At 34.5% G+C, this 15,916-nt stretch carries 14 protein-coding genes; 12 read left to right on the top strand and 2 right to left on the bottom strand.

What is annotated here, in order from left to right; translation table 11 throughout:
* The first annotated feature begins 123 nt into the window (after positions 1 to 123).
* The 11 genes from AC3EMB_RS06965 to cbpA all read left to right on the top strand — a co-directional run bounded on the left by AC3EMB_RS06965 (position 124) and on the right by cbpA (position 12,692).
* Complete coding sequence (locus tag AC3EMB_RS06965; RefSeq protein WP_000240799.1) at positions 124 to 276, top strand: hypothetical protein; 153 nt, start codon at positions 124 to 126, stop codon at positions 274 to 276.
* Positions 277 to 504: 228 nt separating this feature from the next.
* Positions 505 to 1,581 (top strand): putative 2-aminoethylphosphonate ABC transporter substrate-binding protein, encoded by a 1,077-nt coding sequence (locus AC3EMB_RS06970; RefSeq protein WP_000750893.1) that lies wholly within the window; start codon positions 505 to 507, stop codon positions 1,579 to 1,581.
* 19 nt (positions 1,582 to 1,600) lie between these two features.
* Positions 1,601 to 2,602, top strand: a complete 1,002-nt coding sequence (locus AC3EMB_RS06975; RefSeq protein ID WP_000006196.1) for a putative 2-aminoethylphosphonate ABC transporter ATP-binding protein — start codon at positions 1,601 to 1,603, stop codon at positions 2,600 to 2,602.
* Positions 2,603 to 4,360, top strand: a complete 1,758-nt coding sequence (locus AC3EMB_RS06980) for a putative 2-aminoethylphosphonate ABC transporter permease subunit (RefSeq protein ID WP_423117937.1) — start codon at positions 2,603 to 2,605, stop codon at positions 4,358 to 4,360.
* 21 nt (positions 4,361 to 4,381) lie between these two features.
* Positions 4,382 to 5,176 (top strand): phosphonoacetaldehyde hydrolase, encoded by a 795-nt coding sequence (phnX, locus tag AC3EMB_RS06985; protein ID WP_053564941.1) that lies wholly within the window; start codon positions 4,382 to 4,384, stop codon positions 5,174 to 5,176.
* A gap of 15 nt (positions 5,177 to 5,191) precedes the next feature.
* On the top strand, positions 5,192 to 6,289 hold the full coding sequence (gene phnW, locus AC3EMB_RS06990; protein WP_366987686.1) for a 2-aminoethylphosphonate--pyruvate transaminase: 1,098 nt from the start codon (positions 5,192 to 5,194) through the stop codon (positions 6,287 to 6,289).
* Positions 6,286 to 7,470, top strand: coding sequence for a saccharopine dehydrogenase family protein (locus AC3EMB_RS06995; RefSeq protein ID WP_075718817.1), 1,185 nt, complete (start codon positions 6,286 to 6,288; stop codon positions 7,468 to 7,470). Before phnW ends, AC3EMB_RS06995 begins: the two co-directional genes overlap by 4 nt.
* Before the next feature lie 40 nt (positions 7,471 to 7,510).
* The gene (locus tag AC3EMB_RS07000; RefSeq protein WP_000117666.1) at positions 7,511 to 8,293 is read left to right on the top strand and encodes a DeoR/GlpR family DNA-binding transcription regulator; all 783 of its coding nucleotides are present in this window, start codon (positions 7,511 to 7,513) and stop codon (positions 8,291 to 8,293) included.
* A gap of 420 nt (positions 8,294 to 8,713) precedes the next feature.
* Entirely contained in the window at positions 8,714 to 11,014 is a 2,301-nt protein-coding gene (locus AC3EMB_RS07005) for an NEAT domain-containing leucine-rich repeat protein (RefSeq protein ID WP_075718821.1), read from the top strand.
* A 298-nt stretch (positions 11,015 to 11,312) separates the two neighbouring features.
* Positions 11,313 to 11,942 carry a class II aldolase/adducin family protein gene (locus AC3EMB_RS07010; RefSeq protein ID WP_053564937.1) on the top strand — a complete coding sequence of 210 codons (630 nt, stop codon included), beginning with the start codon at positions 11,313 to 11,315 and terminating at the stop codon, positions 11,940 to 11,942.
* 126 nt (positions 11,943 to 12,068) lie between these two features.
* Positions 12,069 to 12,692: a cyclic di-AMP binding protein CbpA gene (cbpA, locus tag AC3EMB_RS07015; protein WP_053564936.1), complete on the top strand. Its 624-nt coding sequence runs from the start codon at positions 12,069 to 12,071 to the stop codon at positions 12,690 to 12,692.
* 160 nt (positions 12,693 to 12,852) lie between these two features.
* Here the strand turns inward: cbpA and AC3EMB_RS07020 are convergent, their stop codons facing one another.
* Positions 12,853 to 13,623: a divergent polysaccharide deacetylase family protein gene (locus AC3EMB_RS07020; RefSeq protein ID WP_001234111.1), complete on the bottom strand. Its 771-nt coding sequence runs from the start codon at positions 13,621 to 13,623 to the stop codon at positions 12,853 to 12,855.
* 480 nt (positions 13,624 to 14,103) lie between these two features.
* Between AC3EMB_RS07020 and AC3EMB_RS07025 the strand changes: the two genes are divergently transcribed.
* Positions 14,104 to 14,385: an aspartyl-phosphate phosphatase Spo0E family protein gene (locus AC3EMB_RS07025; RefSeq protein WP_000495527.1), complete on the top strand. Its 282-nt coding sequence runs from the start codon at positions 14,104 to 14,106 to the stop codon at positions 14,383 to 14,385.
* 29 nt (positions 14,386 to 14,414) lie between these two features.
* Here AC3EMB_RS07025 and AC3EMB_RS07030 read toward each other — a convergent pair whose 3' ends face one another.
* Positions 14,415 to 15,911, bottom strand: a complete 1,497-nt coding sequence (locus tag AC3EMB_RS07030) for a DUF3149 domain-containing protein (protein ID WP_069355275.1) — start codon at positions 15,909 to 15,911, stop codon at positions 14,415 to 14,417.
* Between the last annotated feature and the right edge of the window lie 5 nt (positions 15,912 to 15,916).

Consider the following 15,916-nt stretch of genomic DNA (forward strand, 5'->3'; position numbering starts at 1 on the left):
TTCTTCATATGTAGTATTTCCATCTAACGCCCCTTATGTACTTGTTAACACTTGCCAGTAATAATTATTTTAAGTTGTTTCAAACTAGAGTAGAAAGTGATTTCTTGAGAGCAGGTGAATGTATTGGTAAAAAGAAAAGTGAAACAAAATGCGGCAATTAATAATAATAAAACTCCGAAAGAAAGCTTACCAGATGCAGAATTTGCATTAGAGTATGAAGGAGAAAATAGCGCAAAGTATGCTAATCGTAATTCAAAAAAAGGGAAACAAAAATGAGGCGTTTTTTACAAACGCCTCATTTTTTTGTGGGATTATAAAGGTTTTTTTAATTATTTGTAAATTTAGTGTTTTCTATTAGCAGAAAAATGCGAAAAAACATAGAAGTAGCAACGTATTACACAAAAACAAACAACAAACAAAAGATTAATGTTGGTTTAATACTGCTTTTACACTAGTTGTTTATATTTGAGTTGTACATAAGATTTGTAAAAGGAGAGAGAAACAGTGAAAAAAACAATCTTTAAAGCTGTAGCGACTGGAATGGTATTTTCGTTATTAATGGGGTGTGGTGCAAAGAAGGAAGAAAGTGCTGGAGCGAAAGTGAAAGATGACAAATTATCTGGATCATTAACTGTTTACACAGCAATTGAAGAAGAGCTTGTACCAATTTATCTTGATTCCTTTAAAAAGAAATATCCTGATGTGAAATTGAACATTGTACGTGATTCAACAGGAGTTATTACTGCGAAATTGCTAGCTGAAGGGAAAAATACACAAGCAGATGTTGTATGGGGAACTGCGGCATCAAGTCTATTAGCTTTAGATAAAAAAGATATGTTAAAAGGATACTCTCCAAAAGGAGCAGATCGTGTTCTTCCACAATTTAAAGATGATAAGCAACCTGAAAAATGGGTAGGAAATACTGCATTTATGACGGGGATTGCTGTAAATAAAGAAGAGTTAAAGAAGAAAAATTTACCGATGCCAGAATCATATGAAGATTTAACGAAACCAGAGTATAAAGGAACACTTGTTATGCCACATCCAGCATCATCTGGAACAGGATTTTTAACAGTTTCTGCATGGCTACAAATCATGGGTGAAGATAAAGGCTGGGATTACATGAAGAAACTTCATGATAATATGGCAAGTTATACGCATTCAGGATCAAAACCAGCGAAATTAGCAGGAGCAGGTGAATATCCAGTCGGTGTATCAATGGTTTATAGTGCTTTAAAAGAGAAACAAAAAGGTGCACCAGTTGAAGTTGTACTGCCGAAAGAAGGATTAGGGTGGGAAGTAGAAGCGAACGCACTTATTAAGAAAGATAATGCGAAAAATGATAAATTAGCACAAGCATTTTTAGATTGGGCAATTACTGATGATGTAATGAAGTTATACTTTGAGAAAAATGGATTTGCGACAATTAAAAATGATTATAAACTTCCAGAGGGATTCCCGAAAGATGTTACTGAAAAATTATATAAAAAGAATGACTTTAAATGGGCAGCAGAAAATCGTGACAAAATTTTAGAAAAATGGGAAAAAGAGTTTGGCCAAAAAGCAGAACCGAAAAAGTAAGTGAGTGGGAGAGAGAAAAATGAGCGAATATTTATCAATTCAACACATTCAAAAACAGTTTGATGCATTTACAGCGTTAAAAGATATTTCTTTTACTGTGAACAAAAATGAGTTTGTTTGTTTATTAGGCCCGAGTGGCTGTGGGAAAACGACGTTGCTTCGCATTTTAGCGGGACTAGAGGAACCAACGACTGGCAGTATAGCTGTGAATGGAAAAGATATTACAGCATTGCCTCCTGGGAAGAGAAACTTCGGAATGGTTTTCCAATCGTATGCTTTATTTCCGAATTTAACAGCACTTGAAAATATTGAATACGGCTTAAAGACAAAAAAATATGGGAAAGCAGAAGTGAAAGAGAAAGCGCTAGATGCGTTAAAACTTGTAGATTTGCTGAATGTAAAAGATAAATATCCTGCTCAAATGTCTGGTGGACAACAGCAGCGAGTAGCACTTGCACGTGCGCTCGCTCTGTCTCCAGATATTTTATTACTCGATGAGCCGTTATCAGCTTTAGATGCAAAAGTGCGTGAAAAATTACGTAGGGAAATGCGTGATTTGCAAGAGAAAATAGGAATAACGACGATTATGGTAACGCATGATCAAGAAGAGGCATTAACGATGGCTGATAAAATTGTTGTAATGAATCATGCGGAAATTATGCAGATTGGAACACCAGAGGAGATTTATCAAAGACCAGCCAATCCGTTTGTGGCAGATTTTATTGGTTCTATTAATTTCTTTTCGAAAAATAACGAAGAACATGCAATTCGTCCTGAACATGTAACAATTGTACAAAAGGACGGTATTAAAACAGTTGTGGAAAGTATGGAATTTCGCGGATCTGTATATCGGACGGAAGTGCGAGTCGTAGAAGAAAACACACACCTTTATAATGAGAAAATTGTAGTGGATATATTAGCATCAGAAGTAGAAGCAACGGCTATTAGAAAAGGAAAGCCGATTCAAATCTCTTTCTCAGAAAATCATATGTTGTCATATGGAAAGAAGGTCATTGTATAGATGGAGATGTTAGAAAACTATAAGGTAGAAAGTACGAAAAAAAAGATTAAGAGAAGTATAGGGAAAGAGGAATGGATCCAAAGGCTCGTAATTATCGGTATGATTCTTTCCTTCCTTATCATACTTGTATTACCGCTATTACAACTATTTACACAAGCTTTTTATAATAAAGATGGAGTTTTCATTGGTTTAGCGAATTTCAGTAAATATTTCACAACACCAACTTTAGTGCAGTCTTTACAAAATACAGTATGGATTTCGGGCGCAACAACAATTATTTCAGTTGCAATCGCATTCGTTTACGCATATGCAATTGCCCGTACGAATGTTTTTGGAAAGCGCGTATTTCAGTATGTAGCGTTATTACCATTGTTTGCACCAACGATGATGCACGGTATAGCACTTACATATTTATTTGGTAATCAAGGGCTAGTAACGAAAGGAATGTTTGGTTTATTTGAAGGTATACAAATCCCTTTATATGGACCAGTAGGAATTGTAATAGCTGAAGTTATGTATACATTTCCGCAAGCCTTTCTCATATTGCTAATTGCCTTTCAAGGATCTGATTATCGTTTATATGAAGCTTCTAATATGTTAGGAGCCAGTAAAACAAAGCAATTTTTCACGGTTACTTTACCTAGTGTAAAGTACGGATTAATTAGTGCAATGTTTGTTGTGTTTACACTTAGTTTTACTGATTTTGGGGCACCAAAAATTGTTGGTGGGCAATATAATGTGCTTGCTACTGACGTATACAAACAAGTAATTGGACAGCAAAATATGCCGATGGGTGCAACTGTCGGAATGATTTTATTAATCCCAGCTATATTCGCATTTGTAGTTGATCGTATTACGCAAAGAAAGCAGGCGAATTTCTTATCTTCAAAAGCAGTACCATACAGAATAATAGCTAATAAGAAAAGAGATGTAATCTCATTCATATATTGTAGTGTGATTACCCTTATGATCATTCTATTATTTGTTGCAGTTGGTATTGCTGCAAGTGTGAAAGTATGGCCATATAATATGAGTTTTACATTTGAGCATTTTAAATTTTCAAGTTTAACAGGAGATGGACTTGAAGCATTTAAAAATAGCGTAATTGTTTCAGCAGTTACAGCAGTTATTGGGGCGATCTTAACATTTGTATTCGCATATGCAATTGAGAAAATAGACCAGCTACAATTTTTCAGAAAAACAGGTTACTTTTTCTCTATAGTGCCGTTAGCGATACCAGGTTTAGTACTCGGATTAGGATATGTCTTTTTCTTTAGTCAACCAACGATTCAAATTCTTGGACTATCAGTAACGAATCCGTTTCATTCTTTATACGGAACAATTGCTGTATTAGTACTAGTAAATATCATTCATTTTTATTCTGTAACATTTGTTACGGCAACGACTGCCTTAAAGAAATTAGACCGAGAGTTTGAGCTTGTTTCGCAGTCGATGGGTATTCCGTTTTATAAAACATTCTTCCGAGTAACAGTACCAATGTGTTTACCAGCAATTTTAGAAATGGTAATGTACTACTTCGTAAATTCAATGGTAACTGTATCGGCAGTTGTGTTCCTATATGCAGCTGATTTTAAACTAGCTGCCGTATCAATCGTAAATATGGATGATGCAGGAAATGTAGCGCCAGCAGCTGCAATGAGTGTACTTATTGTTGTTACAAATATTGTAGTGAGAGTTGTATATGAATGGGGAACGAAAGCACTTCGTAACCGAACTTCACAATGGCAAAAAAGATAAGTAAGAAGGGTGATGGACAGAATGAAAATTGAAGCAGTTATTTTTGATTGGGCAGGTACGACGGTTGATTACGGATGCTTTGCACCACTAGAAGTATTCATGAAGATTTTTCATAAACGCGGCGTTGAAATTACAGCAGAAGAAGCACGTAAGCCAATGGGATTATTAAAAATAGATCATGTAAGGGCACTAACAGAAATGCCTCGTATTGCGGATGAGTGGAAGCGTGTCTTTGGTCACTTACCAACAGAAGCAGACATTTATGAGATGTATGAAGAGTTTGAAGAAATTCTCTTTTCTATTTTGCCAAATTATGCTAAGCCGATTGATGGGGTAAAAGAAGTAATCGCTTCTTTACGTGAGAGAGGCATTAAAATCGGTTCAACAACTGGTTATACGAGAGAAATGATAGATATTGTAGCAAAGGAAGCAGCGTTACAAGGATATAAACCTGATTTTCTTGTTACGCCAGATGATGTTCCAGCAGGCCGCCCATATCCATGGATGTGCTATAAAAATGCAATGGAACTTGGTGTGTATCCGATGAACCATATGATAAAAGTAGGGGACACAGTATCAGATATGAAAGAAGGTAGAAATGCTGGAATGTGGACAGTTGGTGTAATTCTTGGAAGTAGTGAGCTCGGTTTAACGGAAGAGGAAGTGGAGAGTATGGATTCGGTAGAGCTTCGTGAAAAAATAGAAATAGTTCGTAATCGGTTTGTTGAAAATGGGGCTCATTTTACGATTGAAACGATGCAGGAGCTCGAAAACGTAATGGAACATATCGAGAAACAAGAACTTATTATTTCATAAAAGGGGTACGGGATCATGAATGAAAATCACTACTTATTATTAACACCAGGACCATTAACGACAACAAAATCAGTAAAAGAAGTTATGCTATACGATTGGTGTACGTGGGATGTTGAATATAATACGATGGTGCAAGAAGTAAGAGCTAAACTTGTATCGCTAGCGACGAAGGAAGAAGAGAAATATACAACAGTGTTAATGCAAGGAAGCGGTACGTTTTCAGTTGAAGCGGTAATTGGCTCTGTTATTCCGACAAATGGGAAGCTGCTCGTTTGTACAAATGGTGCGTACGGTAAGCGCATTGTGCAAATGGCAGAGATGTTACAGATTGATGTAGTGGTCAGCCAAACAGAAGAGTGGGAACCTACTAATATTGTAGAAGTAGAAAAGTTATTGCAAGAAGATAAAGAGATTACGCATATTGCAGTTGTTCATTGTGAAACAACGACAGGCATTATAAATCCAATTGTAGATGTATGTAGATTAGGAAAGCAGTATGGAAAGGTTACAATTGTTGATGCGATGAGTAGTTTCGGCGGGATTGAAATAGACATTGCTGATTTACAAATTGATTTTTTAATTAGTAGTGCGAATAAGTGTATTCAAGGGGTTCCTGGATTCGGATTTGTAATCGCAAAACGTGATGAATTATTGAAGTGTAAAGGGCAAGGACGCTCTTTATCTCTTGATTTATATGATCAATGGGAAACGATGGAAAAACAAAATGGGAAATGGCGTTTTACTTCACCTACACATGTTGTACATGCTTTTTATCAAGCACTACTTGAACTAGAAAAAGAGGGTGGAGTAAGAGCGCGTTACAATCGATATTACAACAATCAAAAACTACTAGTGAATAGAATGGGAGAAATCGGATTTAAGCCACTAGTAGATGAGAAATATCAATCTCCTATTATTACATCTTTCATTTATCCAAAAGGGGAGTTCGAGTTTCAACAGTTATATAACGAATTAAAATGCTATGGATTTGTTATTTACCCTGGGAAAATTTCGAAAGTAGATACGTTCCGGATTGGAAATATAGGTGATGTACATGAAGAAGATATTAATCGCTTAGTTGATAGTATTGCTAAAGGAGCTGTTATTGCGTGAAAGTATTTTGTTTAGGTGGAGCAGGTAAAATTTGTCGTGAAGCTATTTTGGATTTAGTTCAATTTTCATCTTTTGAGACGATTACTGTAGCCGATTTTAACGAGGAAGAAGGCCGTAAAGTAGTAGAATGGCTCAACGATCCTCGTGTTGATTTTGTAAAAGTAGATGTAACGAATCACGAGGATACGGTTGCAAAAATGAAAGGTTATGACATTGTATTGGATGGTACGACGATAAAGCTAAACGGATTGTCGACTCGCTGTATTGCAGAAGCAGGCTGCCACGGTGTGAACTTAAATGGATTTGGTGAAGAAAATGAATCGCATGCTATATTTGTTCAAAATGAAAAAACATGTTTGCCTGGGTTTGGCATGACGCCAGGTGTAACGCAAATGATGGCAATGCATGCAGCAAATCAACTGGATACTGTAGAGTCTGTCCGCGTAAGTCACGGTTCGTATCGTCCGATTGCTTTTTCTGCTTCAATTACAGAGACAACGACATATGAATATGATCCACATTTACCATCGCGTACAGTGTATGAAGATGGTGAATTTAAACAAGTACTTCCGTTTGCGCGTCCGAGAGAAATAGAATTGCCAGCGCCTTATGGTAAGGAAACGCAGTATATCATTCCGCATTCTGAAACGATTACGTTAGCAAAGGCACTAGAAAATAAAGGTGTCAAACTGATAGAGACGAGAGGAACTTGGCCGAAGCAAAATATGCAACTTGTACGTGCTTTATATGATTACGGCATATTGCGTAATGATCAGATTGAAATAAACGGGAAAGAAATAGGCATTATGGATTGTATTTCGCAGTATTTATTGCAATCGAAAGAAGGACAAGAAACAGAGCTTTATGGTTATGCACTTCATGTAGAAGTAATAGGTATGAAAAATAATGAGAAGCAAAGACATGTGTTATATCATACACATCCGTTATCTGATGGTTCTGTTGTAGGATGGGAAAAATTAAGAGCGTATACGAGAAACGTCGGTATTCCATTTGGGATTGCCGCAGAGTTAATTGCAACTGGAAATGTAAATAGGGTGGGCGTTGTTACGCCTGAAGAAGCTTTTGAAAATCCACAATTAATTTTTGATGAGCTAGCAAAGCGCGGTATTCATATTCATGAAGAAGTTTCTACTTACAAAGAAAATTATAACTTTGTATAAGTAAGGAAGTTTATGAGGGAGATATAAATGAGGTGAAGCTATGTCTGTAGTAGGAGAAGAAAGAAAGCGAACCATTCTTGAAAAGGTAGAATTTAAAGGAAAAGTAAAGGTTTCAGAATTAGCGAGAGAATTTGCTGTATCAACAGAAACGATTCGTCGTTATTTAGAAGAATTAGATCGTGAAAAGAAGCTGAAGAAAGTGTATGGTGGAGCTGTTCAACTTCCAGGCGCTGGGGTAGAGGCGCCAATGTTAGAAAGAGAAATGCTACATATAGAAGAGAAGAAAAGAATTGGTTATAAAGCAGCGACATTTGTAGAAGATGGTGATGTCATTGCAATTGATGATGGAAGTACACCGCTTCAAATGGTTCCATACCTTGTTCATCGTAAAAACTTAACGATTGTAACAAGTTCATTTCCAGTCGCAACACAATTAATTTCTTCTATTAATAAAAAGATGTTTCACGGTGAAGTTTTATTTATAGGTGGAAAAGTATCTCCAAAGCATTCGCGTGTATCAGGGTCTATTTCTCAGCAAGTAATACAGCAATTCCATTTTCATAAAGCGTTCGTTTCGATTGATGGGTTATTACCTAGTTTTGGAGTTTCCAGCTTTGAATTAGAGAAAGCGAAATTGTCAGAGGCGATGATGAAATTAGCTGAGAAGACATATATTTTATGTGATCATACGAAGGTAGGCGTGAAAGGGAATTATCGTATAGCAGCATTTTCACGTATTCAACATGTAATTTGTGATAAAAAAATGCCATATAGTTTTGAAGAAGAACTTATGAAGCATAATATTCAGTGGACAGTTTGTTAAATAAAGTGAAAGTACCTAAACTCCCGCCTAATTTTTAGGAGGGAGTTTTATTGTCTGCAAATCGTAAAATAAAAGATTTGCATTTATGCAAAAAATGGACACATTTTCTCATCTCTTTCATATAATTTACCAATACAAAAAAAGTTGGTCGAAGGAAAGAAGGGAGAACATGTCAGAACGAATATATAATAAACTTGTATTGTACGCGAATATTTTGCAAAAAATTGGTGTCATCAATGAGAAGGAAAAAAGTGAAATTCTTCATACGATAGGTAAAAAAGCCCTTTGAATAAAGGGCTTTTTATTTTTTATCTTTAAAAATATAAATTTAATGTAATATTCTCATTGACAATGATAATGAGATTCATTATCATTTATTTGTGGGTAATTGATAAGGGTTATCAATTATAAAAATTGTATATGATAGGGGATATTATTTTGAAAAAAAATTATATGAAGGCGCTAGTAGTAGCGACAACATTAGCAATTCCATTTGCTACGTATTCTACTCCAGCATTAGCGGCATTAAAAGTTGAAGCAAATCAATCGGTAGCAGCAGCGAGTGATCGCACGTATGATACTGAAATTAAAATATATAAGGACCAAAAAGACGAGCCATCTATGGTTTCTCAATATATAAAAGATCCTAAAGTAACGATTGCAGCTGGTAAAAAAATTGTCACTGTAACAATGCAAGATAGCGATTATTTTCAATATCTTAGAATAGAAGATAGAAACCAGCCTGGTGTATTTCATGATGTGAAGGTTTTGTCAGAAGATAAGAGGAAGAACGGAACGAAAGTAGTCCAATTTGAAATTGGCGAGTTTGAGAAGAAGCACAATATGCAAATGCATATACTTATTCCAGCTATTGGATATGATCACAAATATCAAGTTCAATTTGAAATTAAAGATCCAACTGTAGGTAACAAAGAAACAGAGAAACCAGATGATAACTCTAATTCAGGCAATAGGGAAACGGATAATCCAGTTGATAATCAAAATATGATAACAGATAACAAATTAAGAGAACTTGTGAATAAAAAAGTATTTAATAGAAAAGATTTAAATACACCAATTACGAAAGAAGAGTTATTACAAGTAAAGGATTTATTTTTAAATACAAATGAGATACTTGATTATAGTGCATTAAAATATATGCCAAATTTAAAATCTTTAACAGTTGCGAATGCGAAGATAAAAGACCCGTCGTTCTTTGCGAACTTAAAGCAATTAAATCATTTAGCTTTGCGTGGTAATGAATTTGCAGATGTAACGCCACTTGTTAAGATGGATAATTTAGAATCTCTTGATTTAAGTAATAATAAAATTACAAACGTTGCACCACTAACTGAAATGAAAAATGTAAAAAGTTTATATCTATCAGGCAACCAAATAGAAGATGTAACAGCATTAGCGAAAATGGAACAACTAGATTACTTGAATTTAGCAAATAATAAAATTACGAACGTTGCTCCATTAAGCGCTTTGAAAAATGTAACATACTTAACTTTAGCAGGTAATCAAATTGAAGATATTAAAGCGTTATATTCATTACCTTTAACAGATTTAGTATTAACACGTAATAAAGTTAAAGATTTATCCGGCATTGAGCAAATGAAGCAATTAGAAGAATTGTGGATCGGGAAAAATGAAATAAAAGATGTTACTCCTCTAAGTAAGATGACACAGTTAAAACAATTACACTTACCTAACAATGAGTTAAAGGATATTACGCCATTATCAAGTCTAGTAAACTTACAAAAGCTTGATTTAGAAGCGAATTATATTTCAGACTTATCACCAGTGAGCAATTTGAAAAAATTAGTATTTCTAAGTTTTGTTGCAAATGAAATCCGTGATGTCCGACCAGTTATAGAACTAAGTAAGACGGCTTATATTAATGTCCAAAATCAAAAAGTATTTTTAGAGGAAACAGAAGTAAATAAAGAAGTAAAAGTACCTATATATGAAAAAGATGGTGAGGTTTCTACGAAAATCCGTCTGAAGAGCGATAACGGTACGTATAGTAATGGTGTAGTGAAATGGAGTACACCGGGTGAGAAAGTATATGAATTTGGTGTGAAAGATCCATTCGCGGATACAGGAATCTTCTTTACAGGATCTGTTATTCAAAATGTAGTAGAAAGTAAAGACGGTAATACATCTAAAGAAGATGAGAAAACAGAAGTGATAGAATTTAAAGATGTACCAAAAGGACATTGGTCAGAAGAAGCAATTAATTACTTAGCGAAAGAAAAGTTATTTATAGGCTATGGAAATGGTGAATTTGGATTTGGGGATAACATTACTCGTGGACAAGTAGCACTTCTAATACAAAGGTACTTAAAATTAGAAAATAATCTAAAACCAAAAACGACATTTACAGATACGAAAGGAAATATGTATGAAACGGCTATTGATGCAGTAGTTCAAGCTGGGATTATGACAGGGTATGGAAATGATACATTCCGTCCAGATGGAGTATTAACTCGATATGAAATGTCAGTAGTACTACAAAGAGTATTTCAGTTAAAAGAAAATGAAAATAGTGCAGAGAACTTTAAAGATATACCAAATGGCCATTGGGCGAAAGGATATGTGAAAGCTTTAGTAGATAATAAAATATCAAAAGGTGACGGGGAAGGGAACTTTTTAGGAGATAATTTCGTAACACGTGAACAATACGCACAGTTTTTATATAATGCAATAAAGAAATAAAGTGAAACTTTAATCAGTGGGGGTCTTACTGCCCGGTAAATAGCGGGATAAAAAATGAGGAAAATACGCTATTCTTTAATTAAAGAATAGCGTATTTTTTTATGTGCAAAATGAAATAGGAAATAGATAGGAGTATAGACATATGAATAGCCTATTTTAAAGAAGAACCACGAAACTATATTGACAAAAAAGCGTTCTCATGTGATAATTCAATTAAATTTTTAGAATAATCAAAAAATATTCCTTTTACATAGAAAGGATTCGAACCTTATATCAATATTATGCCGGGGGTGACGAAATGTTATTTTTTCTGAAGAAATGGAATGAATTAAAAGATGTGAAATCTGAATTGGCACTTCGTGATTGGTTTTATGGTACCAAAATTAGTTTATCGCTATGTACGTCAAAAGAGCCGTTAACATTCTTAGTAAATGTTGAGGGAAGAGATAAAGGGCTATTTTCGGAAGAAGATTTTATTGTCGTAAATTGCATGTGCGAGTCAGTATTTGAAAATGAAGAAAAACCAGCTGCAGAGTCATTTATGCATGCAGATATTTATAAAAAAAGTAGTGCAGGATGTATTTTACAAGTGCAGACTGTAGATAGTCATTTAATATCAGAGTTATATGGAGAAGAAGGAGAAGTAACGTTCGATAAACGCAGTGTGGAGCGTGTTTTCGGAAAAGAAGGTATAACAGAAATGACAATTCCAATTGTAGAAGATGAAAAAAAATTCGCTGATTTATTAGAAAGTAATGTTCCGAATTTCATTGAAGGTGGAGGAGTAGTTCTTGTTCATAATTACGGCATGATTGTGTGGGGGAAAACGCCAGAAGAATCGAAAAAATGGCTAGAGGGTATAGAATATTTAATGAACTATCATGTAAAGTTATTAATGATTAAGGGCGCAAGGAGCTCTGTTATATAAAAATGTATGTGATATGGATACAAGTTAACAAATAAATGAAAGCGTTTTAAAAATAATTTCACTCATAAAATATAGGTCTCCTTATTATATATAGATTACATGTTGACATGTAAGGAGGAACATATTTTGCGAGTTAAATATCATTTTCTGCCAAAGCAGCAAGTAACATTTTGCAAAATAAATGATTCTGGTGAAGAGGCACTGCAAATGATGAACGAAACGGGATTTCGAGCCATCCCGGTATTAGCAGAAGATGAGAAGAAATTCACGGGGATTATTTATAAAGTAGATTTATTAGAAAAAAAATGCAATAGCGGATTAGATCATGTAAGTGCAGGAGATATGCTTGACAATTCCAATGCATTTATTTTTGAAAAGGATTCCTTCTTCAGAGCCTTTTATGTAATTCGTCGGCTTCCGTTTTTAGCCGTGCTAAATGATTATAATGAATTTGTCGGTATGTTAACGCATTCGAATATATTTGATGTTATTGAAGATTCATTTGGTATGCGAACAGGTGGTTATATATTAACAATTGCAACACAAGATTGTAAGGGGACGATTAAAGAGCTTGGGACATTGTTAAAAGCATATAATATCGGTGGTTTGTTTACACTCGATAACGGTGATCAATATATCCGTCGGGTTATTGTAAATATATCAGATGAGTTAGATGAAACAAGATTAAAGCAATTAATCGGAAAAATAGAGAAAAAAGGATTCAGAGTGAGTCATGTAGATTATATTTAAGTTAAAAAGAAAAGTACCTATCTGTTATATACAGATAGGTACTTTTTTGTCCCGTTATTTGTGGGCGGTAAGATCCCCACCTCAAAATTCAGTGAAAGCAATGGGGGGCTTCCCGTAAAAGCCCGATTGGTGAGGGCTGGTTATATGTGAGTAATGAACTTTATTTTGAAACAGGAGGCGGGGATAATGCTAGATCAGATAAAAAAATAAAGTCTGCATGCTCACGAATTTTAGGGATAGAAGTTTCAATAACGCGTGATGTAATTTCACCTGGGGGGCCCACATGCCCGATAGCTACCATAATGGGTTTTTCTTGAATTTTTTTGATGAGTAATTGGGCTTGTTTTGAAATATGTCCTGCTGTATACACATCATCAAAAAATAGTTGGTTTTCAATAATAGGAACTCCTAATTCTTTTCCGATTTTTGGGACGACACTCTTAGGATTCGTTTTACTATCTAAGTAAAATAAACCGTGTTTTTTACAAGCAGCAAGTATAAGGCGAACAATTCTTTCATCCGCTGTTACTTTTGACCCCATATGATTGTTCATTCCAATTGCATGCGGAACTTCTTGAATCGCTTGTTCAAGTCGGTTGTTTATTTCTTCATCGCTTAAATCGGTTGTAATGGCTTTCGGCCCAAGCCATTCTTTTTTACCTTTAATAGGTTCCATTGGCATATGTATAATAACTTCATGGCCTTTCTTATGGGCAGCTATTGCATCTTCTTTTGTGGAAGGAAGAAAAGGCATAACAGCAACAGTTAGTGGAATTGGAAGTGACAACATTTGATTAGTCCCCTTCATATTATTGCCGAAATCATCAATGACAATAGCAACTTTATTCGTATGAGCAGTTGCTTGAATAGGAAATAAGAAGGACGGTAAAAACAAAACAATGATGAATAATGCAATCGTATATTTTCGCATATAAATATTTCCTTTCTCTTGTTATCCCGCTATTTGTGGGTAGTAAGACTCCCACCTCAACATTGGGCTGGATAGGTGGGAGATTCACTGCCAATAAACGCCCGATTGATGAATGCTAATAATCAGTGGGGCTGAACAAAAAACACTGATGAAAGTTTCACTTTATCAATCATCATTATGTTTTGCTTTTTTATATAAATTAAACAAAAAATGTCGAAGAAAAGTAGGTGGAAAATTAAGAATCCCCGGTTTACGTAGAATTTGTAAAAAAAAAAGATGAAAAAAATGTCTATTATTGCGAATGTATTTACAAAGATAGAATAATTTGTAATAATTCTCAAAGTGAGGGTAAAGATTTGTAAATTACAGGGAGAAAATGTTAAATTTTCTGATTCTTCAAATTTGCATATGATTAAGTAGTTAAAAAAGTCAATGGAGAAGTGAACTTGAGAGCATGGAAGTATAATAAGGGGGATATGGATGTTTACTGTAAAAAGGAAGTACACATTAGAAAAGCTTTCACGTGATATTCATATGAAACGTGAAGAAATGATTCAACTAGGATTAACAAGTGGGCTAAATAGTAAGGAGACAATTCAAGTTAGTCAAGAATTGGACAAGCTTATTTTACAATATCAGTGTTATAAAGAAAAACAAACACCGAAATGGTTTTCAATTATAAAAATACCTATTTTCCAAATCGGGTATGAAGGAAAATCAAATAATTTTTGGCGAATGCTTGTCGCTGGTTTTATGAAATAAGTATAATTACCCTTATAGGATAAGGATAATTATACTATGTGTAACGGAATTTCGATATGAACTGTCGTTCCTTCGTTTTCTGTACTGTCAATAAAAATATGCCCATTATACATCTCTACAATTCGTTTACATATGACAAGTCCAAGACCTGTTCCAGTATCTTTATTAGTAAAGAACGGATGAAAGAGGTGTTTTTGAATATGTTGTGGAATCCCTTTCCCAGTATCTATAATCTGCAATTGTGCATGTGTTTCATTGTTTTTTACTACAATGGTTAGTTTATCACTAGAAGTCATAGCCTCAATTGCATTTTTTGTAATGTTTAAAACCACTTGTTTCATATGGTCTTTCGAACAACGGATATGAACGGGATGGTCTGGCAAATGTAAATGGAATACAATGTTATGTAAATTCGCCTCAGATTGAATAATTAATGCTACCTCATTTAGAATTGTTCTTACATCATATGTTTGTTCGATGATGGCGGTTGGCTTTCCGAGAATAAGAAATTCACTTACAATTTCATTGATTCGCTCTATTTCTTGTTCAATTACGGAAAAGTAGAACTGATCTTGTTCATCTTTATATTTCTCTTTTAATAGAGCGACGAGTCCTTTAATTCCAGTAAGAGGATTACGGATTTCATGTGCTGTACTTGCTGCAAAAGTTCCAACTAATTCAATTTTCTGTAGTTCGTTTTGTTGTCTTTCAAGTTTTGTTTGACGTTTTAACAACATATATTGAGCAAGTAAAAATAAAATAGACATTAAAAATAAAGTAGCGATACACTCTATTGCAACCCACTGGTATAAGGTTTTCTGATGAATAGGTAATGGAGAAACAGAGACCTTCCAATTTAATTTTTGGAGTGGGGTAGTAAGCATATTAGAATGCGTATCACTTGTGTCGTTATTATCATCGGTTAGAAAAACTACATCATGTTTATCAGTTACCTCAAAATGGTATTGTGGTTTAATGGCATTTAAAGAAGATGAAATGTAATCAAAGCGTAAACTAGCTAATAATAATCCTGAGAGCTCTTTCTGTTTATTGAATATGGGGGTAGCAATCATAATAGCTTTATGTCCAAGAACGCGATCAGTAATGACTGATGATACAGTGGTTTTTTTAGTTTGTAGCACGTCTTGAATATATTTACGGTCTGAAACATCTATAGGCTTTGATTCATCTTCAGATGCGATTGTAATGACCCCTTCTGGTGTAGCGTAATATAAACCAGAAAAGCGTGCATCGTTCCCATCTGTATCATGTACAATTTGTTTAATGCCGTTTATATTACCAGTCTCGGTGCCTACAACTTTTGCAAGCATGTCTAAAGCAGAAATTGCTTCACCAAGATGATGATCTAAATAATCTCTATATAAAAAGAGAACTGTATGAGCGGATAATTTGTTTTCCTGTTTCATTTTATATGTATGATACGAATAAAATGTAGCACCAATCCCTATTGTCGGTAGGATAACAAGCAATATATATATAATTATGCTTTGGAATTTGACTTTCAAATGTG

Source organism: Bacillus sp. LQ16, from assembly GCF_057784645.1.